The organism is Geodermatophilus marinus (genome assembly GCF_003428645.1).
In the GTDB taxonomy this organism is placed as follows: domain Bacteria; phylum Actinomycetota; class Actinomycetes; order Mycobacteriales; family Geodermatophilaceae; genus Geodermatophilus.
Genome location: NZ_QVQH01000005.1, coordinates 219,798 through 242,374, shown reverse-complemented (window position 1 = coordinate 242,374; position 22,577 = coordinate 219,798). Strand labels below are relative to the sequence as shown.

General features: G+C 76.8%; 22 protein-coding genes. 12 read left to right on the top strand and 10 right to left on the bottom strand.

Annotated features, from left to right (window positions below; all coding sequences use genetic code 11):
- Positions 1–393: 393 nt before the first annotated feature.
- Complete coding sequence (locus tag D0Z06_RS08285) at positions 394–1,602, top strand: HNH endonuclease (protein WP_117376885.1); 1,209 nt, start codon at positions 394–396, stop codon at positions 1,600–1,602.
- Between the two features lie 182 nt (positions 1,603–1,784).
- Here D0Z06_RS08285 and D0Z06_RS25305 read toward each other — a convergent pair whose 3' ends face one another.
- Positions 1,785–2,243 carry a GNAT family N-acetyltransferase gene (locus tag D0Z06_RS25305; RefSeq protein WP_158579915.1) on the bottom strand — a complete coding sequence of 153 codons (459 nt, stop codon included), beginning with the start codon at positions 2,241–2,243 and terminating at the stop codon, positions 1,785–1,787.
- Between the two features lie 50 nt (positions 2,244–2,293).
- Positions 2,294–2,773: a universal stress protein gene (locus D0Z06_RS08275; RefSeq protein WP_233517533.1), complete on the bottom strand. Its 480-nt coding sequence runs from the start codon at positions 2,771–2,773 to the stop codon at positions 2,294–2,296.
- A gap of 202 nt (positions 2,774–2,975) precedes the next feature.
- Here D0Z06_RS08275 and D0Z06_RS26705 point away from each other — a divergent pair, with 202 nt between their 5' ends.
- The 4 genes from D0Z06_RS26705 to D0Z06_RS08260 are packed head-to-tail and all read left to right on the top strand — an operon-like array spanning position 2,976 to position 6,311.
- Positions 2,976–3,104, top strand: coding sequence for a hypothetical protein (locus D0Z06_RS26705; protein ID WP_255419339.1), 129 nt, complete (start codon positions 2,976–2,978; stop codon positions 3,102–3,104).
- A complete protein-coding gene (locus tag D0Z06_RS08270; protein ID WP_233517532.1) occupies positions 3,095–4,363 on the top strand; it encodes a serine/threonine-protein kinase in 1,269 nt (422 codons plus the stop codon). Before D0Z06_RS26705 ends, D0Z06_RS08270 begins: the two co-directional genes overlap by 10 nt.
- A gap of 2 nt (positions 4,364–4,365) precedes the next feature.
- Positions 4,366–5,802: an arylsulfotransferase family protein gene (locus tag D0Z06_RS08265; RefSeq protein WP_158579914.1), complete on the top strand. Its 1,437-nt coding sequence runs from the start codon at positions 4,366–4,368 to the stop codon at positions 5,800–5,802.
- Positions 5,803–5,804: 2 nt separating this feature from the next.
- Entirely contained in the window at positions 5,805–6,311 is a 507-nt protein-coding gene (locus D0Z06_RS08260) for a mycothiol transferase (protein ID WP_117376951.1), read from the top strand.
- Between the two features lie 31 nt (positions 6,312–6,342).
- Here D0Z06_RS08260 and D0Z06_RS08255 read toward each other — a convergent pair whose 3' ends face one another.
- Positions 6,343–7,374: an NAD-binding protein gene (locus D0Z06_RS08255; RefSeq protein ID WP_117376950.1), complete on the bottom strand. Its 1,032-nt coding sequence runs from the start codon at positions 7,372–7,374 to the stop codon at positions 6,343–6,345.
- Positions 7,375–7,475: 101 nt separating this feature from the next.
- Between D0Z06_RS08255 and D0Z06_RS08250 the strand changes: the two genes are divergently transcribed.
- Positions 7,476–8,660 (top strand): acyl-CoA dehydrogenase family protein, encoded by a 1,185-nt coding sequence (locus D0Z06_RS08250; RefSeq protein WP_117376882.1) that lies wholly within the window; start codon positions 7,476–7,478, stop codon positions 8,658–8,660.
- Between the two features lie 14 nt (positions 8,661–8,674).
- Here the strand turns inward: D0Z06_RS08250 and D0Z06_RS08245 are convergent, their stop codons facing one another.
- Positions 8,675–8,935, bottom strand: a complete 261-nt coding sequence (locus D0Z06_RS08245; protein ID WP_117376881.1) for a hypothetical protein — start codon at positions 8,933–8,935, stop codon at positions 8,675–8,677.
- Between the two features lie 174 nt (positions 8,936–9,109).
- On the opposite strand from D0Z06_RS08245, the gene D0Z06_RS26700 reads away from it, so the two are divergent.
- Together D0Z06_RS26700 and D0Z06_RS08240 are read left to right on the top strand one after the other, a co-directional pair.
- Positions 9,110–9,235, top strand: coding sequence for a hypothetical protein (locus tag D0Z06_RS26700; protein WP_255419338.1), 126 nt, complete (start codon positions 9,110–9,112; stop codon positions 9,233–9,235).
- A 67-nt stretch (positions 9,236–9,302) separates the two neighbouring features.
- Entirely contained in the window at positions 9,303–9,608 is a 306-nt protein-coding gene (locus tag D0Z06_RS08240) for a hypothetical protein (protein WP_117376880.1), read from the top strand.
- Positions 9,609–9,641: 33 nt separating this feature from the next.
- Here the strand turns inward: D0Z06_RS08240 and nhaA are convergent, their stop codons facing one another.
- The 3 genes from nhaA to D0Z06_RS08225 form a co-directional block, all read right to left on the bottom strand.
- Entirely contained in the window at positions 9,642–12,278 is a 2,637-nt protein-coding gene (nhaA, locus tag D0Z06_RS08235) for a Na+/H+ antiporter NhaA (RefSeq protein ID WP_158579913.1), read from the bottom strand.
- A complete protein-coding gene (locus tag D0Z06_RS08230; protein WP_117376879.1) occupies positions 12,275–13,819 on the bottom strand; it encodes an MFS transporter in 1,545 nt (514 codons plus the stop codon). The genes nhaA and D0Z06_RS08230 overlap by 4 nt, the downstream gene beginning before the upstream one ends.
- Positions 13,820–13,956: 137 nt before the next feature.
- Entirely contained in the window at positions 13,957–14,814 is an 858-nt protein-coding gene (locus tag D0Z06_RS08225; RefSeq protein ID WP_117376878.1) for an aldo/keto reductase, read from the bottom strand.
- A 135-nt stretch (positions 14,815–14,949) separates the two neighbouring features.
- Between D0Z06_RS08225 and D0Z06_RS08220 the strand changes: the two genes are divergently transcribed.
- Genes D0Z06_RS08220 through D0Z06_RS08210 form a run of 3 tightly spaced genes read left to right on the top strand, consistent with a single transcriptional unit; the run spans position 14,950 to position 17,857 of the window.
- Positions 14,950–15,738, top strand: a complete 789-nt coding sequence (locus D0Z06_RS08220; protein ID WP_117376877.1) for a (Fe-S)-binding protein — start codon at positions 14,950–14,952, stop codon at positions 15,736–15,738.
- On the top strand, positions 15,735–17,222 hold the full coding sequence (locus D0Z06_RS08215; protein ID WP_117376876.1) for a LutB/LldF family L-lactate oxidation iron-sulfur protein: 1,488 nt from the start codon (positions 15,735–15,737) through the stop codon (positions 17,220–17,222). Before D0Z06_RS08220 ends, D0Z06_RS08215 begins: the two co-directional genes overlap by 4 nt.
- Positions 17,219–17,857 carry a LutC/YkgG family protein gene (locus tag D0Z06_RS08210; protein WP_117376875.1) on the top strand — a complete coding sequence of 213 codons (639 nt, stop codon included), beginning with the start codon at positions 17,219–17,221 and terminating at the stop codon, positions 17,855–17,857. Before D0Z06_RS08215 ends, D0Z06_RS08210 begins: the two co-directional genes overlap by 4 nt.
- Here D0Z06_RS08210 and D0Z06_RS08205 read toward each other — a convergent pair.
- Entirely contained in the window at positions 17,845–19,353 is a 1,509-nt protein-coding gene (locus D0Z06_RS08205; RefSeq protein ID WP_147331999.1) for an AAA family ATPase, read from the bottom strand. The genes D0Z06_RS08210 and D0Z06_RS08205 overlap by 13 nt on opposite strands.
- 205 nt (positions 19,354–19,558) lie before the next feature.
- Here D0Z06_RS08205 and D0Z06_RS08200 point away from each other — a divergent pair, with 205 nt between their 5' ends.
- Positions 19,559–21,187 (top strand): glycoside hydrolase family 13 protein, encoded by a 1,629-nt coding sequence (locus tag D0Z06_RS08200; protein ID WP_117376873.1) that lies wholly within the window; start codon positions 19,559–19,561, stop codon positions 21,185–21,187.
- Between the two features lie 33 nt (positions 21,188–21,220).
- Here the strand turns inward: D0Z06_RS08200 and D0Z06_RS08195 are convergent, their stop codons facing one another.
- The gene (locus D0Z06_RS08195) at positions 21,221–21,952 is read right to left on the bottom strand and encodes a glutamine amidotransferase (protein ID WP_117376872.1); all 732 of its coding nucleotides are present in this window, start codon (positions 21,950–21,952) and stop codon (positions 21,221–21,223) included.
- A gap of 11 nt (positions 21,953–21,963) precedes the next feature.
- Positions 21,964–22,536 carry an AAA family ATPase gene (locus D0Z06_RS08190; protein WP_158579912.1) on the bottom strand — a complete coding sequence of 191 codons (573 nt, stop codon included), beginning with the start codon at positions 22,534–22,536 and terminating at the stop codon, positions 21,964–21,966.
- Between the last annotated feature and the right edge of the window lie 41 nt (positions 22,537–22,577).

Sequence of the window (22,577 nt, the reverse complement as noted above, 5' to 3'; positions counted from 1 at the left end):
GCGTTCGCCTGCCGGACGGCGGCGTGCACGTCCCGGGCGGGGGTTCACCTCCCGAGCGGGCATGCCTTCCTCCGGCTGGGGCCGGGGTCCCTTCCCGGCGGGAATCGCGGGCCCTTGCGCACTGCCTGCAGCACCTGGCGTGGCCCGCGCGGATCACCCGGCCGGCGGGCGCCGCGTGAGGTGGAGCGCCGGCGTGCATGCCGGCCTCGCTGCTCGGGCCGCTACCGCGGCCCTTGCCCGCTGGGCCGGTGGAGCCCCTACCAGAGCCGCGTCAACCCTCGGCATGGATCTGTGGACAGCCTGCTGACCTGGGGATTCATGCTGCGGTGACCACCGACCGGCGATAGTATTCGTACACGTGTTCGATGGGCGGGGCAGGGAGGTGCGGTGACGGTGGAGGACCTGTGCGCGGCGATCGACGGGCTGGCCGGGGCCGGGCTGGCCTCGGCGTTCGGCCCGGAGCTGCTGGAACGCCTGGGTGGACTGCTGGTCGCCCAGCACCGGATCGCCGCCGAGGTCGCCCGCACCGTGCGGGCCTGCGAGCTGGCCGGCGCGGCGGAGGTCGACGGGCTGAAGACCATGGCCTCCTGGCTGCGCGGGCACGGGCGGCTGAGCCCCTCCGCGGGGGCCGGGCTGGTCCGGGCCGGGCGGGCGCTGGAGCACCTGCCCGCGCTGGCGGAGGCGCACGCCGCCGGGGCGGTGTCGGCCGAGGCCGTCGCGACGGTGGCGCCGGTGGCCGCCGACAAGAACCTGGCCGCCGCCGCGGCCGCCGGCGTGGAGCTCGGGGAGATCGACCGGCTGCTCACCGGCGTCGCCGCCGCGCGCCCGCACGCCGACCTGGTGCAGGTCGTGCGGCACTACCTGGCCGGCCTGGACCCCGACGGCCCCGAACCCGACCCCACCGAGGGCCGCCGCCTCTCCCTCGTCCGGCACGCCGACGGCACGCTCACCGGCCGGTTCGACCTCGACGCCGCCGGCGGGGAGAAGCTGCAGGCCGCCCTGGAGAGCATCCTGCAGGCCGGGCGGTGCGCCGGCGACGAGCGCACCCGCCCCCAGCGGCAGGCCGACGCCCTCGTCCAGCTCTGCGACACCCAGCTCGCCGCCGGCACCCTGCCGGTGCTGCGCACGGTCAAACCGCACGTCGCCGTCGTCATCAACGCCGAAGACCTCGTCGACCCCGCCCCCGGCCCGGGTGCTGCGGAGCTGGGCTTCGGCGCCACCGTCTCCGCCGCCCGGGCCCGCTGGCTGGCCTGCGACGGGGCGGTCACCCGCATCGTGCTGGGTCCCGACGGGGCCCCGCTGGACGTCGGGCGCACCCACCGGGTGGTGCCCCCGCACCTGCGCAGAGCGGTGGAGCGGCGCGACCGCGGGTGCGTGTTCACCGGCTGCACCGCCCCGACCCACTGGTGCGACGTGCACCACCTACTCGAGTGGGCCCTCGGCGGGGAGACCTCGCTGGCCAACAGCGCCCTGTTGTGCGAGCGGCACCACACCAAGGTCCACCACGGCTTCCGCGTCGAACGGCAACCCGACGGCGCCTGGCGCACCTGGCGCCCCGACGGCACCGAGATCCGCATCCCCCAACCCCTCGCCGCTGCCTGACCGCCAAGGTCCCGGCACCACGGCACCACGGCACCACCGCGCACCGGCCGACCCGGCGCACCCACCCGTGCGCCGGGCACTCGGCGTACCCGGCAGCGAGACCTGCCCGGCAGGAGGGCCGCCGGGGTGAGCGGGTCGTACTCGGTGCTGCGAAGGGTCGGGTGCGGAGCGGAGCGCGGCGGTCAGAGCAGCGGCCGGGCGTACCAGACCTCCCGAAGCGACCGGCCGTGCCACGTGCGCTCGAGCACCTCGCCGGTCGAGACGAAGCCCTCGGCCTCGTAGAAGCGCCGCGGGCCGGTGTTGCGCTCCTCGGTGCGCAGCCGCGCCACCGCGTGACCGGCGGCCCGCAGCCGGTCGAGGACGAGCCCCAGCAGCAGCCGGCCGGTGCCGCGCCCCTGCTCGTCGGGGTCGACGTAGAGCAGGGCCACCTCGCCGGCCTGCTCGTCGGCACGGGCGAAGGCCACGACCCGCCCGGTCCGCTCGGCCACCACGAAGCCCGGTTCGGTCACCCGCGCGGCCCACGTCGCGACGTCCGGTTCGGCGAGCACGTCCCCGAGGAAGGACGACCACGCTGCGCGACCGGCCCGGGCGTGCACGCCCGCCACCGCGGCGGCGTCCGCGGGCGTGGCCGCCCGCACCACGGGGGGATCCGCCCCCGCCGCCGGGGCCGCTTCCCCCGCAGTGGTGTCGCTCAGGAGACCGGCTCCCGGCCGTGCTGGCGGCGCAGCCGGATCCGGGTCCCGTGCGCCTCCGCCGAGTGGACGACGGTCACCGGGCAGGAGGCGTGCAGCACGCAGTGCATGCCCACCGACCCGAGCAGGACGCTGGAGAAGCCACCGTGCCCGCGGCTGCCCACGACGAGCAGGTCGGCACCGGTCGACGCGTCGACCAGGACGTCGGCGGCCGCGCCCTGGACCGCGGTGACCCGGACGTCGGGGGCCGGCCCGGTCAGCTCCCCGAGCACCTCGTCCACGTGCCTGCGCGCCTGCTCCTCCGCGGCTGTCCGGGCGCGGTCCGGCTCGTACTCCCCGATCGCGTAGAAGTCCATCCACGCCTCGGGCGGCCGGTAGGCGGCGACGGCCTCCAGCGGGACACCGCGGCGCACGGCGTCCTCGGCGGCGAACCGCAGCGCTGCGCGCGCCCCGGCCGACCCGTCGACACCGACGACCACGCGTCCCGCGGTTCCGCGTCCCGTACCCGGTTCCCCGGCCATGTCCCGCCTCCCACCGCCGGTGGGGCCCTCCGCCCGCCCGCGCCCAGCCTCCCCGGGGCGGCGGTCGCGGGGGCAGGGTCCTCGGTCGACGTGGCCCGGGGCCGGAGGACCCGTCGACCACGACAGGGCACGCGGGCCTGGTCTGCGGCAGTCTGACCCCATGACGACTCCGGACCCCGACACCCCAGAACCCCGGGACATCGCCCTCGAGATGGCCACGCCCGAGCAGGCCGCGGAGCTCGAGGCCCAGAGCGACGGCGGCGCGGCCGAGCGCCCGGAGTGGGACTGAACGCCCTCCGCCGCCCGGCCCGCCCGCACGTGGCCGCCCAGCCGCCCGCACCCGACCGCACCCTGGCCGGTCGGTACACGCTGCGCGACGTGGTCGGCCGCGGTGGCATGGGCGTCGTCTGGACGGCCACCGACCGGCTCCTCGACCGCACCGTCGCGGTCAAGGAGGTGACCTTCGGGGTCCACCTGGACGACGGCGAGCGACGGGTGCTGCGGGAGCGGACCCTCCGCGAGGCGCGGACCGCTGCCCGCATCGACCACCCGTGCGTCACGCACGTCCTCGACGTGGTGGAGGAGGACGGCCGCCCCTGGCTGGTCCTGGAGTACGTGCCCTCCCGCAGCCTGCAGCAGCTCGTCGACGAGGGCGGCCCGATCGCCTGGGACGTGGCGGCCCGCATCGGCCTCGACGTCCTCGCCGGGCTGGAGGCGGCGCACGCCGCGGGGATCGTGCACCGCGACGTCAAGCCGGCCAACGTCCTGGTCTGCCCCGACGGCCGGGCGCTGCTCACCGACTTCGGCATCGCCACGGCCACCGGCGAGTCCAGCATCACCACCACCGGGGCGATCATCGGCTCGCCGTCCTACATGGCCCCCGAGCGCGCCCACGGCGGGCGGCCGGGGCCACCGGCGGACCTGTGGTCCCTGGGCGCGACCCTCTACACCGCGGTGGAGGGTCGGCCGGCCTTCTCCCGGCCCGAACCGATGGCCACCCTCATGGCCGTGGTCTCCGAGCCCCCCGCCCCGGTCGCCCGCGCCGGCCCCCTCGAGCCGGTGCTGCGCGGGCTGCTCGCCAAGGACCCCGCCGAGCGCCCGACGCCGGCCGGGTTGCGCGACCAGCTCCAGGCGGTGCTGGCCGGGCGCTCCCCGGCACCGCTGCGCCCGCCACCTCCCGCGCCCGCCGGGGCGCCGGCCCCGCATCCGGTGGCCCGGGACGGCGAGCGCGTGCAGCGCTTCGACGCCGCCGACCTCGCCACCCTCGCCTCGGCCTCGGTCCAGGCCCTGGGCACGGTGGCCCGCGACGCCCGCGACCAGGTCCACCACCTCGCCGAGCGGCACCGCGAGCGGCGGGCCGGTCGCGGACCCCGGCCGGAGGACGGCGCCCGGACCGCGTCGCGCCGGGACGCCTCCCCCGAACCGACCCACCGGTGGCGCTTCAAGCGCCGCTGGATCGTGGTCCCCACGCTCGTCGTCATCGTCGTGCTGCTTGCCGTCGCCGCGGGCCTGTTCCTGCTCGCGGCCTCCGAGTTGGGGTGGTTGTGACCATGCACGTGCTCTCCCGCCGACGCGCACCGCTGCTCGTCGCCGCCGGCCTGCTCCTGCTGCCGGCCTGCTCCACGTCCGAGGCCGCCGACGAGGAGGCGTCCGAGCCGGGACCGCACTGGACCTTCGTCAGCCGGCCGGACCTCACCCCCCCGAAGGTCACCGTGACCGGCACCCCCCGCGCGGAGGACGGCACCGTGCTCGCCCTCGGCCCCAAGGGCGATGACGCGCCGCACACCGGACCGCTGCTCGTCGACGCCGCGGGTGAGCCGCTCTGGGTGCACCCCACCGAGGGCAGCGCCTTCGACGTGCGGATCCAGGAGTACCAGGGCGAGCCGGTGCTCACCTGGTGGGAGGGCGAGCAGGAGATCGGCGTCGGCTGGGGCGAGTTCCACATCGTCGACACCTCCTACGAGGAGGTCGCGACCGTCACCACCGGGGGCGATGTCGGCTCCGGGCAGGCCGACTTCCACGAGGGTCGGCTCACGCCCGAGGGCACCATGCTGATCCCGGCCTACGTCGCCGAGCCCGCCGACCTCACCTCCGTCGGCGGACCGGAGGACGGCTGGGTCTACGACAACCTCATCCAGGAGGTCGACGTGGCCACCGGCGAGGTGGTGTTCGAGTGGTCGGCCCGCGACCACGTCCCCCTCGAGGAGACCGCGTCGGAGTTCGAGGAGGGCGAGGGCACCGAGGAGGACCCGTTCGACTGGTTCCACGTCAACTCCATGTCCGTGGACGCCGACGGCTCGCTGCTCGTCTCGGCCCGCAACACGTGGGCCGTCTACGACCTCGACCGCACCACCGGCGAGGTGCTGTGGACCCTCGGCGGGGAGGGCAGCGACTTCGCCATGGGCCCGGGCACCGAGTTCGCCTGGCAGCACGACGCCGAGCGGCAGCCCGACGGCACGCTGACCCTCTTCGACAACCAGTCCGAGCCCGACGTCGGGCCGGTGTCCCGGGGGCTGCGGCTGGCCCTCGACGAGACCGCCCGCACCGCGACGCTGGTCACCGAGTACCTCCCGCCCGACGACGACCGGCTGGCCGGCAGCCAGGGCAGCTTCCAGCAGCTGCCCGACGGCACCGTGGTCGTCGGGTGGGGGTCGCGGAGCTTCTGGTCGGAGTTCGCCCCCGACGGCACCCTGCGCTACGACGCCGCGCTGGGCAGCGGCGACAACTACCGGGCCGACCGGGCCCCGTGGACGGGGCGGCCGACGACCGACCCGGACGCCGTCCGCGACGGTGACACGGTGTTCGCCAGCTGGAACGGCGCCACGGAGGTGGCCGCGTGGCGGCTGGTCGCCGACGGCGTCGAGGCCGACCCGGTGCCCCGGGACGGCTTCGAGACGGAGCTGCCGGTACCCGAGGGCGCCGACGAGCTCCGCGTCGAGGCCCTCGACGACGCCGGCGAGGTCATCGGCGCCGCGGAGGTGGGGTGACCGTGGACAGCCGGACCCTCCTGACCTACGCCTACGAGCAGGTCGCCGCGACGCTGGGGGGTGCGCTGCGCGGCCTGGACGCCGACCGGCTGGCGCAGCGTCCCGGCCCGGACGCCAACCCGGTCGGCTGGCTGGCCTGGCACCTGCTGCGCGTGCAGGACGACCACGTCGCCGACGCGGCCGGCACCGAGCAGGTGTGGACCGCCGCCGGGTGGGCTGACCGGTTCGCCCTCCCGGTCGACACCGCGGCGACCGGCTACGGGATGAGCCGCGACGAGGTCGCCGCCGTCCGCGTGCCCTCGGCCGACCTGCTGCTCGGGTACTCCGAGGCCGTGCACGCCCGGACGGCGGAGTTCCTGGGCGGACTCACCGACGCCGACCTCGACCGGGTCGTCGACGAGCGCTGGGACCCGCCGGTGACCCTCGGCGTCCGCCTGGTCAGCGTGCTCTCCGACGACCTGCAGCACCTCGGTCAGATCGGCTACGCCCGCGGCCTGCTCGAGGCCTGACCGACGGCGGGCGCGGCGCGCGGCCGGGCGCTCAGCGGCCGGCGGCCAGCCGCCCGGCGTCGACCCGGCGGGGGGCGACGTAGTACAGCGTCGAGCCCGCCGGCACCGGGGCCGCCCAGGCCGGGCTCACGGTCAGCCCCTCCGCCGTGCGCAGCGCCAGCACGGTCGCCCCGAAGGTCTGCCCGAACCAGGTCTGGCAGGCCCCGAACGTGGTGTGCGGGAAGCCCGGCGGCACCCGCGCGGAGTACGTGTTGCCGTGCCCGCCGCTGGTCATCAGGTCGTTGTAGACCTGCGCGATGCCGGGGTCGGTGGCCTCCTCGGTCAGCAGGTAGGGCATGTGCCACTGCACCGCCTGCACCGTCGGGGAGACGTAGCGCAGCACCGAGAGCCGGGACAGGTCGCGCAGCGCGGCCACCAGGTGGATGCCGGGGTTGGCGTGAACCACGGCCAGCGCGACGGCGAGGGTCTCGTTGTCGTCGCGGGCGTCGACGACCGCCGTGCGGGCTCGGGCCACCGCCGCGCGCGCCATCACGTCCTCGGAGGTGAGGTCGCCGCGCACGAACTGCACCTCCGCCCGCTCGGGGAGGGGGTCCTCGGTCACGTCGTCCCAGGCGCACAGCACCACCCGGGAGCCGGCCTCGGCGGTGAGCTCGGCGACGATCCGGCCGGTGCGGCCGGGGGTGTAGCCGAGCAGCACGACGTGGTCGGTGAGGTCCAGGTCGACCAGCCCCCTCAGGCGTCGGCTCCGCACCGACTGCAGCCCGGAGGCCAGCTCGGTGAACAGCAGGGTGAGCGTGACGATGCCGCCGACGACGACGTAGGCGCCGACGACGCGGCCGCCGAGGGAGGCGGGGAAGACGTCGCCGTACCCGACGGTGGCGGCGGTGATGACGAAGTACCACCAGTAGGTGTCCGGCCGCACGATCGCGCTGCCGGCCGGCTCGACCAGCACCATGGCCAGCCAGCTCGTCAGGAACACCGCCAGCGCCACCGCCAGGGGCAGCCGCCACCCCGCCAGCCGCAGCCGCGCGGTGCGCAGCAGCCGCTGGAGCAGGAACGGCACGGGCACCCCCTCGGACGGCGACCGGGGGACGCTACCGCCTCCGGGGGCCGACCGGCCGCTGCGACGGGCGGCGGGGGGCGCCCGGCCGTAGCGTCGGTCGCGTGAGCGAGCCGAGCCCGGACTTCTACGCCCTGGAGGACCTCCTCTCCCCGGAGGAGGTAGGGATCCGCGACCGGGTCCGCGCCTTCTGCGCGCGGGAGGTGACGCCGTACGTCAACGACTGGTGGGAACGGGCGGAGTTCCCCGTCGACCTGGTGCCCCGGTTCGCCGAGCTCGGCATCGCCGGCGGCACGGTCCGGGGCTACGGCTCCCCGGGCATGAGCGCCGTGGCCGCCGGGCTGGTGGCCGCCGAGCTGGCCCGCGCCGACGGCAGCATCGGCACGTTCAACGGGGTGCACAGCTTCCTCGCCATGCAGTCGATCGCGCTCCTCGGCGACGAGGAGCAGCGCGAGCGGTGGCTGCCGGCCATGGCCCGCATGGAGCTGATCGGGGCCTTCGGCCTCACCGAGCCGCAGCACGGCTCCGACGCCGTCGCGCTGGAGACCTCGGCCCGGCGGGACGGCGACCACTACGTCCTGGACGGGCGGAAGAAGTGGATCGGCAACGGGTCGATCGCCGACCTGGTGATCATCTGGGCCCGGGGTGAGGACGGCGCGGTCGGCGGCTACGTCGTCGAGAAGGGGACGCCGGGCTTCTCGGCGACCGTGATGACGGGCAAGACCGCCCTGCGGGCCGTGTGGCAGGCCGAGCTGACCCTCGACGGGGTGCGGGTGCCGGTGGAGAACCGGCTGGCGAACTGCAGGTCGTTCAAGGACGTGTCCCAGGTGCTCGACCGCACCCGCTACACCGTCGCCTGGCGCGCGCTCGGGCTGGCCACGGCCTCCTACGAGCTGGCGCTGGCGCACGCGCTGCACCGCGAGCAGTTCGGCCAGCCGATCGCCGGCTACCAGCTGGTCCAGGAGAAGCTGGCCCGGATGCTGGCCGACATCACCACCATGCAGCTCATGTGCTGGCGGCTGTCGACGCTCGCCGACGCCGGGCGGATGACCCCCGCGATGGCCTCCCTGGCCAAGCGGCACTGCGCCGCCCGGGCGCGCGCCGTCGTGGCCGACGCCCGCGACGTCCTCGGCGGCGACGGCATCCTGCTGGAGCACCACGTGGCCCGCCACCACGCCGACATCGAGGCCATCTACACGTTCGAGGGCACCGACTCGGTGCAGGCGCTGATCGTGGGCCGCGAGATCACCGGGTTGTCGGCGATCTCGGGCCGGCGTCCCGCCGGCTGACGGCGGGCGGCGGCTCAGCCGGCCCGGCTGAGCTCGCGGACCACGCCGGTGCGCTCCCAGCACTCGGGGCAGGCGCTGGTCCCCGCACCGATGCGGTCCCAGCGCTGGGACCCCCAGACCTGCACGATCGCCCCGCAGACGGCCAGCTCGACCTCCCCGTCGAGCTCGTCGCTCGGTCGGTGCGCCTCGACGGCGTGCCACGGCCGGTCGTTCCTCCGGGGATCGCCCCTGGACCACCTGTCCGGGCGGGCGAACCCCACGGCGTAGGACTGCACTGTCCACCTCCTGTGACCCTGGTCTCCTGCCCGGTGCGCAGCGGGGCAAACGGCTGCGGGCGGGGATGCGGATCGAACCGGGCCGGATGTGTGCGCAGGCCCCTCGCCGGGGATGGGTGGGGGACGGCGCGACCCGCGGGCGGCACCCGAGCCGAGGGGTGCAGGAGGAGGTCGGTGCCGAGGAGGCCGAGCACGACGAGGCTCGGTCCCGACGAGAAGGGCGCCCGGTCGGCCACCGGGCCCGCCGCCGGCCTGTTCGACCGCATGCGCGACGCCGTCACCGGACGCGGCCAGGGCTGAGCGGGGCGCCGCCGCCCCCTCCCGGTCCGCGCTACCGTTCTGGGTGCACGGACCGGGAGGGACAGCGGTGGAACCAGTCAGCCTGCTCGTCGGCGCGGCGCTGCTCGCCGCGGGCTTCGCGGCCGGGCGCGTGGGACGGCGACGGCCCCCCGCCCCTCCCCCGCAGCTGACGCCGATCTGCGGCTGCGGGCACCCCCTCTCCCAGCACGACCGCGAGAGCAACACCTGCTACGCCGAGCTGCGCCGTGACAGCTACGACAAGCGCGGGCGCTGGGCCGGGCACACCTGGGTGGCCTGCACCTGCCGGCAGTACGTCGGTCCCCGCCCGGTCGACGAGGTGTTCGTCCCCCGGGTCCTGCCGCCCGCCGACTGATCAGCCGGCGCACCGGGCCGGGCTGAGCCGGGTTCAGTCCCCCGCCTCGACCGCCGCGGCCACCTCCGCGTCGCTGGGGTTGCGCAGCACCCGGCCCCGGCGCCACACCACCACCGGCAGGTCGGCCTCGGTGACCCCGAGCTCGGCGAGCAGGTCGGCGTGCTCGGGCGAGCCGTCGAGCTCGACGAACGCCGTCGGCAGCCGCCGGGCGCGGGCGAACTCCCGGAGCCGCTCGGTGTCGGCCGTCCCGGCCCGGCCGACGATGCGCAGGTCGGCGGCCAGCTCCAGCAGCCGCGAGCGGCGGACCAGGAAGGCCCGCAGCACCAGCTCCTTGAGCGCCGGGTCGGCGGCGAAGACCTCGCGCATCCGGTCGTCGGGGACGGCGATGGCCGCGCCGCCGCGGAGCACCAGCGCCGTGAGGGACACCGGGTCGTCGCTGAAGAGGTCCAGCTCGCCGAGGAAGCGGCGGGGCCCGTGCACGGAGACGACCCGCTGACCCGGCCGGCCGAGGTCCTCCACGACGGCGACCGCGCCGGAGAGCACGACCTGGAACTCGTAGCCGGGGTCGCCGGCGCGGAAGAGGGTGTCCCCGGGCTCGGTCTCCCGGCGGGTGCCGTACCGGGCGAGCAGCGCGAGCTGGTCGTCGTCCAGCCGGGGGAAGGCGCCGTCCCGGTCGGGGCTCTCGGGCAGGTCGAGGGCGACCGGAGGGACCGCCTCCCCCTCCGCGCGGGGCGGCGGCACCGCCTCGCGGCGCGGGCCGATGGCCGGCAGCACCCGCGGGTCGGCGGCGGCCCGCTCGGCCGGCGGGAGGGCGGCGGCCTCGGGGGTGGCCAGCAGGGCGGCGGCCAGCGACTCGGTGTCGTGCGGACCGGTGTGCCGCCGCCCGCCGACGAAGAAGGTCGGCGTCCCCTCGACGCCGCTGCCCTCGGCGGACTCGACGTCCTCCTCCACCCGGCGGGCGTAGCGGCCGGAGCCGAGGTCGTGGGCGAAGCGCTGCACGTCCAGCCCGAGCGCGGCGGCGTGCTGCAGCAGGTCGGGGGCGGTGAGGCGGTCCTGCTCGGCGAAGAGCCGGTCGTGCATCTCCCAGAACCGGCCCTGCGCCGCCGCGGCCTCGGCGGCCTCCGCGGCCAGCTGCGCGTGCGGGTGGACGTCGACCAGCGGGACGTGCCGGAAGACGTAGCGCAGCCGGGGGCCGAAGCGCCCGAGGAGCTCCTCGACCGTGCCGGTGGCCCGGCCGCAGAACGGGCACTCGAAGTCGCCGTACTCGACCAGGGTGAGGGGCGCGTCGACCGGGCCGCGGACGTGGTCCCGGGTCGGGTCGACCGGCGGGTCGAGCAGCACCGGGCGCCCCCCGGCGCCGTCGGGTCGGCGCCGGTCGCCGAGCCGGAACAGCGCCCAGCCCAGCAGCGCGGCGAGCAGCGAGGCGGCGAGGACGCCGACCCGCGCCTGGTCGGCCCGCGCCTCGTCGGTGAAGGCGAGGTCGACGATGAACAGCGAGATGGTGAAGCCGATGCCCGACAGCGCGGCGCCGCCGGCGACCTGGAAGGCGCCGAGCCCGGGGGCGAGCTCCCCCATCCGCAGCCGCACGGCCAGGCCGGTGCCGAGCAGGATGCCGAGCAGCTTGCCCAGCACCAGCCCGGCGACCACGCCGAGGGTGATCGGCGAGGTCGCCGCCTCGGACAGGGTCTCGGCCGACAGGCTCACCCCGGCGTTGGCCAGGGCGAACACCGGGACGATGACGAAGCTGCTCCACGGCTGCCACAGCTGCTGCAGCCGCTCGCTCGCCGACACCGATCGGTCGATCGACAGCCGGGCCAGCCGCGCGTACTCGGGGTTGGGCGACTGCTGGTAGGCGCGGGTGAGCCGGGCGGCGGCCGCCACCTCGTCGCGGCGGGCGGGGTAGGCGGGGGTGAACAGCGCGATGACCACCCCGGCGAGGGTGGGGTGTACGCCGGAGAGGTACATGAACACCCACACGGCCACCCCGAGGACGAGGTAGGCCGGCCCGCGCCAGACCCGCAGGTACCGCAGCCCCACCATGAGCGCCAGGCCGGCGACGGCCAGCGCGAGCGGCACGAGCTCGAGGTCCTCGGTGTAGAACAGCGCGATCACGCTCAGCGCCCCGACGTCGTCGGCGATGGCGAGGGTCAGCAGGAACACCCGCAGCTGGGCCGGGCACGCCGGGCCGACGAGGGCCAGCACGCCCAGCAGGAACGCGGTGTCGGTGGAGATGACCACCCCCCACGCGGTGACCGCCTCGTCCCCGAGGGTGAAGGCGACGTAGACCAGCGCCGGCACGACGAGCCCGGCCACCGCGGCCACCGCGGGCACCGCGGCCCGCCGCCGGTCGGTGAGCTCCCCCATGACGAGCTCGCGCTTGATCTCCAGCCCGACGACGAAGAAGAAGAACACCATCAGGCCGTCGTTGACCCAGTGCTGCAGGTCCAGCGACAGCTCGGCGCCGCCCACGCGGACGGCGAGCTCGGTGTGCCAGAAGTCGTCGTAGCTGTCGCCGAACGGCGAGTTGGCCCACAGCACCGCCACGACGGTCGCGAGCAGCAGCAGGCCGGCGCCGCCGGCCTCGGTGCGCAGCCGCCGGCGCAACGGCGCGACGCGGGCGAGCAGGCCCGAGCCGCCGAGGGCGGACCGGCCGGTGGCGGTGGCCGTCATCGGGTCCCTTCCCGCGTGGTGGCCTCGACCGGGTACAGCTGGGGCCCGGTGACCCCGCAGTGCATGCACTCCTCGAGGTGCAGCCGCTCCTCCGGGCCCGGCTCCTCCCCGGCGGCCGCACCCTCCGCGGGCCCCGCCGCGGCCAGCGGGCGCCGGACCCAGACCAGCGCGACGACCGCGCCGCCCACCAGCAGCCCGGCGCAGATGAGCATCGCCGTCCGGAAGCCGGCGGCGAAGAGGTCCGGGTCGGTGTAGTCGTCACCACCGATCCCGGCCGCGACCGGCACCACGGCGACGGCGAGCAGGGAGGCGGCCCGGGCGACGGCGTTGTTGACCCCCGAGGCGATCCCGGCGTAGCGGTCGGACGCGGAGTCGAGCACGGTGGCGGTCAGCGGGGCGACCAGGAGCGTCAGCCCGGCGCCGAAGAGCACCGCCGCGGGCAGCACCTCGGTGAGGTAGTCCGCGTCGTCGTCGATGCGCGCCATCAGCAGCACCCCGACGGCGGCGACCAGCGGCCCGGCCGTCAGCAGGGCCCGCGGGCCGATCCGCTGCGCCAGGGCGCCCGCGCGCGCCGAGAACAGCAGCATGAGCACGGTGACCGGCAGCAGCGCCGTCCCGGCCACCAGCGGGGAGAACCCGGCGACCACCTGCAGGTCCAGCACGAGCAGGACGAAGACCGCCCCGAGCGCGGCGTACACCAGCAGCGTCACGCCGTTGGCGGCGGTGAACTGCGGGTTGGCGAACAGCTGCGGCGGCACCAGCGGGGCCGCCGCGCGCCGCTGGACCAGCGCGAACGCGGCGAGCGCGACCAGCCCGAGCGCGATCCACAGCAGGTAGCCGGAGCCGCCCTCCCCCGCCGCGGTCAGCCCGAAGGTGAGGGCGCCGAGGCCGACGGCGACCAGGGCCGTCCCGGCCCAGTCCAGCTTCCCGGCGGCCTCCGGGTCACGGGACTCGGGCACGTGCCGGACGGCCACGACGACGATGACGGCCGCCAGCGGCAGGTTGACGAGGAACACCGCCCGCCAGCTCCACTCGACCAGCCACCCGCCGACGAACGGGCCCACGGCCCCGGCCACCCCGGACAGCCCCGACCAGGCCCCGACGGCGGCGGCCCGGTCCGCCCCGTGGAACGAGGCCGAGATGATCGCCAGGCTGCCGGGGGTCAGCAGCGCGCCCCCGACACCCTGCAGCGCCCGGGCCACGATCAGCGTCGTGATGTCCGGGGCCAGGCCGCAGAGCAGCGAGGCCCCGGCGAACCAGACGACCCCGACGAGGAAGACCCGCTTGCGCCCCAGCCGGTCGCCGAGCGAGCCGCCGAGCAGGATGAGCGAGGCCAGGGTCAAGGTGTAGGCGTTGACGGTCCACTGCAGCCCGGAGAACCCGGCGTCCAGGTCCTCGCCGATCCGCTCCAGGGCCACGTTGACCACCGTCGCGTCGAGCATCGCCAGGCTCGAGCCCAGCACGGTGGTCAGCAGCACCCAGCGGCCCCGCGGCGTCCCCATCCGCAGCCCGCCGCCCGGACCGGCCGCCGCCCGGACCATCGCGCCTCCTCCGGGGGGCCGCGCGGCCCCTCGTCCCGCCAGCAGTCTGCCCGGCTGCGGGCCCGCGCGGGAGCCCCGGCCCGGGCCCGGGTGTCCGCCCTGGACGAACGCAGACCACCGCCGGGGCCGGCGCGCGGCTACACGAACAGGGGGGTGGCCTCCTGACGCTCGGCGAGCGCGGCCATCTCCGCGTCGGAGGGGCGCCGCTCGAAGCGCTCGGCCGCGTCGAGCAGCCGGGGCAGGAGGTCGACGTCCCCGGTGCTGAGCAGGAAGGCCTCCGGGCGGCCCAGCACCCAGTGCACGGCGAGGTCGACGTCGGCCTGCTCGCGCAGCGGCTCGTACCAGGTCGCCGCCGTGGCCGCGCGGCCGTCCCAGCGGCGCCGGGCGAGGCTCTTGATGGTCTGCAGCGCCACCCCGCGCTCGGCGCAGACCGCGGCGAGCGCCTCGAAGCGGTCGGCGTAGCGCTCGTCCTGCACCTGCACGTGGTTGTAGGGCAGCAGCACCGAGTCGAACGGGAACCGCTCGAGGCTGCGCCGGTGCACCTCCGGCACCGACAGCCCGTGCCCGGTGACGCCGATGAACCGGACCAGCCCCTCCTCCCGCGCCTCCACGGCCGCCTCGAGCGCGCCACCGGCGCCCAGCGCGGTCTCCCACTCGATGACGTCGACCAGGTTGTGCAGCTGCAGCAGGTCCACCCGGTCGACCCCGAGCCGGTCCAGCGACCGACGGATCTCCTCCCGGGCGGCCCGGTAGCCGCGCTCCCCCGTCTTCGTGGCGAGGAAGAAGGTGCCGGGGTGCCGCCGGAGCCAGCCGGCGATGCGCAGCTCGGCGTCCCCGTAGCTCGCCGCCACGTCGATGTGGTTGACGCCGTGCTCGAGCAGCACGTCGAGCGTGCGGTCGGCGTCGGCCTTGGCGACCGACGCCAGCGCCGCGGCGCCGAACACCACGCGGCTGGACTCGTGACCGGTGGCGCCGAACGGCATCCGGGGGACCATGCCCGCCAGGCTAGGGGCGGCCGCCCCCGGCCGCCGGTCGGGCCGGGTCCCCGCGCCGGCGGGCCCGCCCCGCGCCGCCTCGACAGGTCGCGACCCATGGCCGACGATGCCGGGGACCGACGGGGAGGGGGCCCGATGAGGGTCGCGCTGTTCGCCACCTGCCTGGTGGACACGGTGGTGCCGCAGGTGGCGATGGCCACGGCGCGGCTGCTGGAGCGGCTGGGCCACGAGGTCGTCGTCCCCCCGGGGCAGGCCTGCTGCGGGCAGGTGCACGTCAACACCGGCTACCGGCGGGAGGCGGTGCCGGTGGTGGCCAACCACGTGCGCGCCTTCGCCGGAGCGCGGCGGGCGGGGGTGGAGGCGGTGGTGGCGCCGTCCGGGTCGTGCGTGGCCTCGATCCGGCACCAGCAGGCGGCGGTGCTGCGCCGGGCCGGCGAGCACGGCCTGGCCGCCGAAGCGGAGGCGCTGGCCGGGCGGACGTACGAGCTGTCGCAGTTCCTGGTCGACGTCCTCGGCGTCACCGACGTCGGGGCCTGCTACCCGCACCGGGTCACCTACCACCCGACCTGCCACTCGCTGCGGCTGCTGCGGGTCGGCGACCGGCCGCTGCGCCTGCTGCGCGCCGTCCGGGGCCTGGAGCTGGTCGAGCTGCCCCGCGCCGAGCAGTGCTGCGGCTTCGGCGGGACCTTCGCGGTGAAGAACGCCGACACCTCGACGGCGATGCTCACCGACAAGATGGCCGACGTGCTCTCCACCCGGGCCGAGGTGTGCACCGCCGGGGACGCCTCCTGCCTGCTGCACATCGGCGGCGGGCTGTCCCGGCTGCGCTCGGGCACCCGCACGGTGCACCTGGCCGAGATCCTCGCCTCCACCGGGGACACCGTCTCGCCCGGCCAGGGCACGGCGCCGGCGGTGCCGGCGTGAGCGCCGTCTTCCTCGGGCTCCCCACCGCCCCGGCGGGGGTCGGGCACCTGCGCGGGGACCGGCCGTTCCCGGCCGCCGCCCGCGATGCGCTGCGCGACGGTCAGCTGCGGGCCAACCTCGGCCGCGCCACCGCCACCATCCGGGCCAAGCGGGCCGCCGTCGTCGGCGAGGTGCCCGACTGGGAGGCCCTGCGCCAGGCCGGCGCCGGCGTCAAGCGGGCCACCCTGGCCCGCCTCGACGAGCACCTGCTCGAGCTGGAGGCCCGGGTCACCGAGCGCGGGGGCACGGTGCACTGGGCCCGCGACGCCGCCGAGGCCAACGCGGTCGTCACCGGGCTGGTGCGGGCCACCGGCGCGGGCGAGGTGGTCAAGGTCAAGTCGATGGCCACGCAGGAGATCGGCCTCAACGAGGCCCTGGCGGCCGCCGGCGTCACCGCGCACGAGACCGACCTCGCCGAGCTGATCGTCCAGCTGGGCGAGGACACCCCCTCGCACATCCTGGTGCCGGCCATCCACAGGAACCGGGCGGAGATCCGGGAGGTCTTCGCCCGGACCATGCCGCAGTTCGCCGGCCCGGGCGACGCGGGCGACCTCACCGACGACCCCCGGCGGCTGGCCATGGCCGCCCGCGCCCACCTGCGCGAGCGGTTCCTGCGCGCGAAGGTCGCGATCAGCGGCGCGAACTTCGCCGTCGCCGAGACCGGCACCCTCGCCGTGGTCGAGAGCGAGGGCAACGGCCGGATGTGCCTCACCCTCCCCGACACCCTGATCACCGTGATGGGCATCGAGAAGCTCGTCCCCACCTGGCGCGACCTGGAGGTCTTCCTCCAGCTGCTGCCCCGCTCCTCCACCGGCGAGCGGATGAACCCCTACACCTCGCTGTGGACCGGGGTCACCCCCGGCGACGGGCCGCAGGAGTTCCACCTCGTGCTGCTCGACAACGGGCGGACGGCGGTGCTCGCCGACGAGGTGGGCCGGGAGGCGCTGCACTGCATCCGCTGCTCGGCCTGCCTCAACGTCTGCCCCGTCTACGAGCGCACCGGCGGGCACGCCTACGGCTCGGTCTACCCGGGCCCGATCGGCGCCGTGCTGTCCCCGCAGCTCACCGGCGTCGAGGACAACGCCTCGCTGCCCTACGCCTCGTCGCTGTGCGGGGCCTGCTACGACGCCTGCCCGGTGGCCATCGACATCCCGTCGATCCTGGTGCACCTGCGCGGCGAGCACGTCGAGGCCGTCGCCCGGGAGAGGCGCCGCCCCACCCCGGAGGCGCTCGCCTTCCGCGCCCTGGCCCGGGTCATGTCGCACCCGCGGCTGTGGCGGGCCGCCCAGCGCGCCGCCGGGCTGGGCCGGTTCCTGGCCCGCGGCCGGCCCACGCTGCCCGCCGCGCTGCCCCCGCCGGCCAGCGCCTGGACCCGCACCCGGGACCTGCCCGCCCCGCCGGCGCGGTCGTTCGTGCAGCAGTGGACCCGGGAGCACGGCGCGTGACCGCGCGCGAGGAGGTCCTGGCCCGCATCCGCACCGCGCTCGGCGACCGGCGCCCGGACGTCGAGGTCCCCCGCGGCTACCGCACCACCGACGACCGGCCGGCCGGCGTGCTGCTCGACGTCCTCACCGACCGGCTGGAGGACTACCGCGCCACCGTGCTGCGCTGCGCCGCGGACGACGTCGCGACCACCGTGGGAGCCGCGCTGGGGGCGGCGCTGGGCGGCGGCTGGTCCCCGGCCGACGTCGTGGTGGCCCCCGGCGTCCCGGCCGCCTGGCGGCCCGCGGGGGCGGCCGAGGACGACGGCCGCCCCGCCGCCGGCCTCACCGCGTTCGCCGCCACCCTGACCGGCGTGGCGGTCGCGATCGCCGAGACCGGCACCCTCGTGCTCGACGGCTCCCCGCGCTGCGGCCGCCGGGCGCTGTCCCTGCTGCCCGACTGCCTGGTCTGCGTCGTCGAGGCCGGCCAGGTGGTCGGCGGCGTGCCCGGGGGGCTGGCCCGCCTGGACCCCCGCGCCCCGCTGACGATGGTCAGCGGCCCGTCGGCCACCAGCGACATCGAGCTCCAGCGGGTCGAGGGCGTGCACGGCCCGCGCACGCTGGTCGTGGTGCTGGTGGCCGCGCCCTACGGGCGGTAGCCGCCCCGGAAGCGCCGGACCGAGGTCCACGCCACGCCGGGGACCGGCTCGGGCACCCCCGCGGGCAGGGTCGCCGGGTCGACGCCCACCCCGAGCAGGGTGCGGGTCACCTGCTGGGTCGAGTCGAGCAGGTCGTCGAGCGCGCGGGCCAGGTGCCGGCCGGTGACGGCGGTGAGCCGCCCCTGCTCCTGCAGCGCCTCCAGCACCGCCCGGCGCAGCAGCTCCCTGAGGAAGGACGCGGTGACGCCGTCGCTGCGCTCGACCGCCGCGGTCAGGTCGGCCTCGGTGACCCGCAGGGGGACGCCGGAGCCGTAGAGGTCCAGCAGCCGGCGCCGGGCGGCGGCGTCGGGCAGGTCGACCTCGACGGCGACGTCGACCCGGCCCGGCCGCGCGGCCAGCGCCGGCTCCAGCAGGTCGGCCCGGTTGGTGGTGAGCACGAACAGCAGGTCGGCGTCCGGGGCGGCGCCGTCCATGGCGTCGAGCAGGTCGAACAGCACCGGGCTGCCGCCGGGGCCGAAGGAGCGGTCGGCGGCGACCAGGTCGACGTCCTCGAGCACGACCACCGCCGGCTGCAGGTCCCGGGCCAGCTCGGCCATCGAGCCGACCGCACCCAGGGACCGCCCGGTGAGCAGCAGCCGGGTGTAGCCGGACATCCGCCCGAGCAGGTAGCGCACCGTGTGGGTCTTGCCGGTGCCCGGCGGCCCGTACAGCAGCAGCCCCCGCTTGAGGTGCTGCCCGGCGGCGGCCAGCGCGTCGCGGTGCTCGGCCACCCCCAGGGCGTGCCGCTCGATCCGGTCGAGCACCGGCTCGGGGAGCACGACGTCCTCGCGGACCGTGCCGGGCGGCTCCAGGAAGGTCAGCTCGACCCCGCCCATCGGGGTCGGGGTGACCTCGACCAGCCGGCCGCGGTACACGTTGAGCTCGCGGCGCAGCCGGTCCAGCTCGGCGAGCACGGCCTGGGCCTGCGCCACCGGCAGCCCGGCGACCTCGACGGTCAGCCGCGGCTCGTGCTCGTTCGGGCCCTGGACCAGCAGCACGTAGCGCCCGGTGGCGTCGGTGACCACCAGCAGTGCCAGCTTCAGGCAGGCCCGGGTGGAGCCCGGCCCGTCGGGCAGGTCGACCACCGACGGGGCGCTCAGCCGCACGGGGGGCAGCGCCTCCCCGGTGACCAGCTGCTGGAGGTCGAGCCCACCGAAGTGCGGGGGCAGCACGACCCCGCGCACCTCGACGCCGCGCCCGTCCGCCCTCGTCCAGGCGTCCAGCGCGGCCTGCAGGTTGACCTGCTCGAAGAGCGGCAGCTGCCGGGCGACCACCGACCGCTCCAGGCCGGCCGGCCCGAGGGTGTCCTGCACCAGGGCGACGACCTCGTTGCGCGTCCCGCCGACCGGGGCCTGCAGCCACTCGAGCAGCGCGCGCAGCCCCGCCGCGAACTCCCGCTGTTCCGCCGGCCCGGCCGCCGACGTCCCCGGCCCGGTCTCCGACGCCCCCGTCGCCACCCCGCCCACCCCGTTCCCGGTCCGTGCCCCCGCGGCGCCCTGCGGCGCTCCGCGCAGGAGCGCAGCGTAGGCGATCGCGGCGCGGCCCGGCCGGCGCGGACGGGGGCCGGGGCCGGCGGTCGTCGGCAACTCCTGACAACGACACGGCGCGATTGCGTGCGGCCTGCGTCACAGCACACGCCGAGCGGGCGCCGATGCTGCGGGCATGACACGCCGGCTGTCCACCGCGCGGACCGCTCCCCGCCCCGGGGCCGCGGCCGCACCGGCGTCCCCCTGGTGGCGGGACGCCGTGGTCTACCAGGTCTACCTGCGCTCGTTCGCCGACGGGAACGGGGACGGCATCGGCGACCTCGCCGGGTTGCGCGCCCGCCTGCCCTACCTGGCCTGGCTCGGCGTGGACGCGGTGTGGGTGAACCCGCACTACCCCTCCGGCGGGGCCGACGGGGGCTACGACGTCGTCGACCACCGCGCGGTCGACCCCGACTACGGGGACGTCGCCGACGTGGAGGCCCTCGTCGAGGACGCCCGGGCGCTGGGGCTGCGGGTGCTGCTCGACGTCGTCCCCAACCACAGCTCCGACCAGCACCCGTGGTTCCGGCGGGCGCTGGCCGACCCGACCTCCCCCGAGGCCGGGCGCTACCACTTCGCCCCGCCGTCGGAGGCCCCGCCCAACAACTGGCGGTCGCTGTTCGGCGGCCCGGCATGGTCGCGGACGCCGGACGGCCGCTGGTACCTGCACCTGTTCTCGCCCGAGCAGCCGGACCTCAACTGGCGCGACCCCGCCGTCGCCGCCGACTTCGAGGACTCGCTGCGCTTCTGGCTCGACCGCGGGGTGAGCGGTTTCCGCGTCGACGTCGCCTACGGGCTGTTCAAGGACGCCGCGCTGCGGGACAACCCCGGCAGCTACTCCCCCACCCTCTTCGGCCACGGCCCCGAGCAGGCGATGACCTGGGACCAGCCGGAGGTGCACGACGTGTGGCGCCGCTGGCGGGCGGTCTGCGACGAGTACCCCGGCACGATGCTCGTCGGCGAGGTGTGCCTCGCCGACCTCGACCGCGTGGCGCGGTACTCCCGGCCCGACGAGCTGCACCAGTCGCTGGCCTTCCGGCTGCTGAAGTCCTCCTGGGACGCCGCGGCCTTCGCCGAGGCCACCACCGGCGCGCTGGACGCCTTCGGCCGGGTGGGGGCGCCGGTCTCCTGGGTGCTGGGCAACCACGACAAGGACCGCATGGTCAGCCGGTTCGGCGGCGGGGCCGTGGGCACCGCGCGCGCCCGCGCCGCGGCCCTGCTGCTGCTCGCGCTGCCCGGCTCGGCCTACGTCTACGCCGGGGACGAGCTCGGCCTGCCCCAGGCGCACGTGCCCGAGGCGGCGCGGCAGGACCCGATCTTCCACCGCAGCGGCGGGGCCCGGGCCGGCCGGGACGGCTGCCGGGTCCCGCTGCCGTGGAACACCGCCCCCGGGCTGGGCTTCTCCCCCGCCGGCGCCGCCGACCCGTGGCTGCCGGTGCCCGCGGGCTGGGAGCGGCACGCGGTCTCCCGCCAGGCCGGCGAGGGCGGCTCGACGCTGACCCTCTACCGGCGGGCGCTGGCGCTGCGCAAGGCCCACCCGGCGCTCGGCTCGGGGGCCGCGGAGGTCTCCGTCGAGGACGGCCTGCTCACCGTGCGCTGCACCGGCGCCGGCGGCGCGGTGCGCTGCGTGGTCAACATGGGCCGCAGCACCCGGCTGGTGGCCGGCCCCGGCCGCGTGCTGCTGGCCTCCACCTCCCGGGTGCGCTCCTCGGGCAGCAGCCTGGCCCTGCCCCCGGACAGCGCGGTGTGGGTCACCGAGGGCTGAACGGCCCAGACCGGTCCCCCCGGCCGGCCCGGCTCAGGAGGCGTAGCGGTCGGCGAAGGTGGCGAGCAGGCGGCCGGGCTCGGTGACGACGGCGGTCGACACCCGCGCGACCACCGTCTCGACCTCCGCGGCCGGGAAGTAGCCGGCGTTGCGGTAGACCCGGACGCGGGTGACCAGGCCGGCGACGTCGAGCTCCGGGTGGAACTGGGTGGCGTAGACGTTGCGGCCGACCCGGAACAGCTGCACCGGGCAGCCCGGCGAGGTGGCCAGCAGGACGGCGGACGACGGCAGGACCCGGCAGGCCTCCTTGTGCCCGACCAGCGCGTCGAAGACGTCGGGCAGCCCGGCCAGCAGCGGGTCGGCGCGGCCCTCGGGGGTGAGCGACACCGGCACGCAGGAGACCGGCTCGCCGAACGTCCGGTCCACCACCCCGCCCTGGTGCCGGCCCAGCGTGCCGATGCCGTAGCAGGCGCCGAGGAACGGGACGTCGCGGGCAACCACCTCGTCGAGCAGCCGGCGCAGGTCGGCCTCGACCCGCCGCTGGACGGGCGACTTGGCCCCCTCCGGGTCGCTGACGGTGAACGGCCCGCCGCCGAGGATGACGCCGGAGACCGCGGCGAGGTCGACCTCGGGCAGCGGCCCGGCCTCCAGGCGCACCCGGCGCAGCCCGGCCTCGTCGAGCCCGGTCAGCCGGAGGAACGCCGCGTACTCACCGTCCGCGGCGTCGTCCTCCGGCCGCGTGCCGAGGAACAGGAAGGGCCGCACGCGCAGGGATGCTAGAGCGCCGGCAGCCCGGCCAGCCCCGCCAGGCCCGCCGGTCCCCGGCCGAGCAGGCCGGCGGGGGTGAGCGCGTCGGCGTGGTCCCGGTCGACCACCAGCGCCGGCCCCGCGCCGGGGGCGCCCGCGGCCGCCAGCACCCGCGCCCAGCCGGCGCCGTGCCGGCGCATGGCGCGGGCGGAGACCTGCCGGCGGCGCGCCGCCTGGCCGTCCTCGGCGGTCCGCCGCGGGACGTCGAGGAGGACCAGCCGCAGCGGCCGCCCCGACCAGCGGGCGACGGCGCGGACGGTGGCCGGCCACCCGCGGCCGGTCCAGGGGTCGGTGAGGACGACGACCGGCGCCGGGCCGAGCAGGGCGAGCAGCACCCGCCCCCGGTGCAGCAGGTGGACCAGCGGGCGGAGCAGGCCGTAGGGCAGGCGCACGCCGGCCGCCCGCAGCGCACCGGCGACCTGCTCGGAGTCCCGGCCGACCACCCCCGGGGGCGTCCCGGCCAGCACCCGGCGCAGCAGCGTGGTCTTCCCCGAGCCGGGCAGCCCGCCGATCACGACGAGGAGACGTCCGTCGTCGTCCACGTGCCCTCCCTCCGCGGATCGCGGCTCCCGGGACACGGCTC

What these genes read in the sequence shown, in the direction of transcription:
- D0Z06_RS08225 (WP_117376878.1), bottom strand. Translation starts at nt 14,814, where the DNA reads ATGGTCCCCCGGATGCCGTTCGGCGCCACCGGTCACGAGTCCAGCCGC.
- D0Z06_RS08220 (WP_117376877.1), top strand. Translation starts at nt 14,950, where the DNA reads ATGAGGGTCGCGCTGTTCGCCACCTGCCTGGTGGACACGGTGGTGCCG.
- D0Z06_RS26705 (WP_255419339.1), top strand. Translation starts at nt 2,976, where the DNA reads ATGACGACTCCGGACCCCGACACCCCAGAACCCCGGGACATCGCCCTC.
- D0Z06_RS08265 (WP_158579914.1), top strand. Translation starts at nt 4,366, where the DNA reads ATGCACGTGCTCTCCCGCCGACGCGCACCGCTGCTCGTCGCCGCCGGC.
- nhaA (WP_158579913.1), bottom strand. Translation starts at nt 12,278, where the DNA reads ATGACGGCCACCGCCACCGGCCGGTCCGCCCTCGGCGGCTCGGGCCTG.
- D0Z06_RS08200 (WP_117376873.1), top strand. Translation starts at nt 19,559, where the DNA reads ATGACACGCCGGCTGTCCACCGCGCGGACCGCTCCCCGCCCCGGGGCC.
- D0Z06_RS08230 (WP_117376879.1), bottom strand. Translation starts at nt 13,819, where the DNA reads ATGGTCCGGGCGGCGGCCGGTCCGGGCGGCGGGCTGCGGATGGGGACG.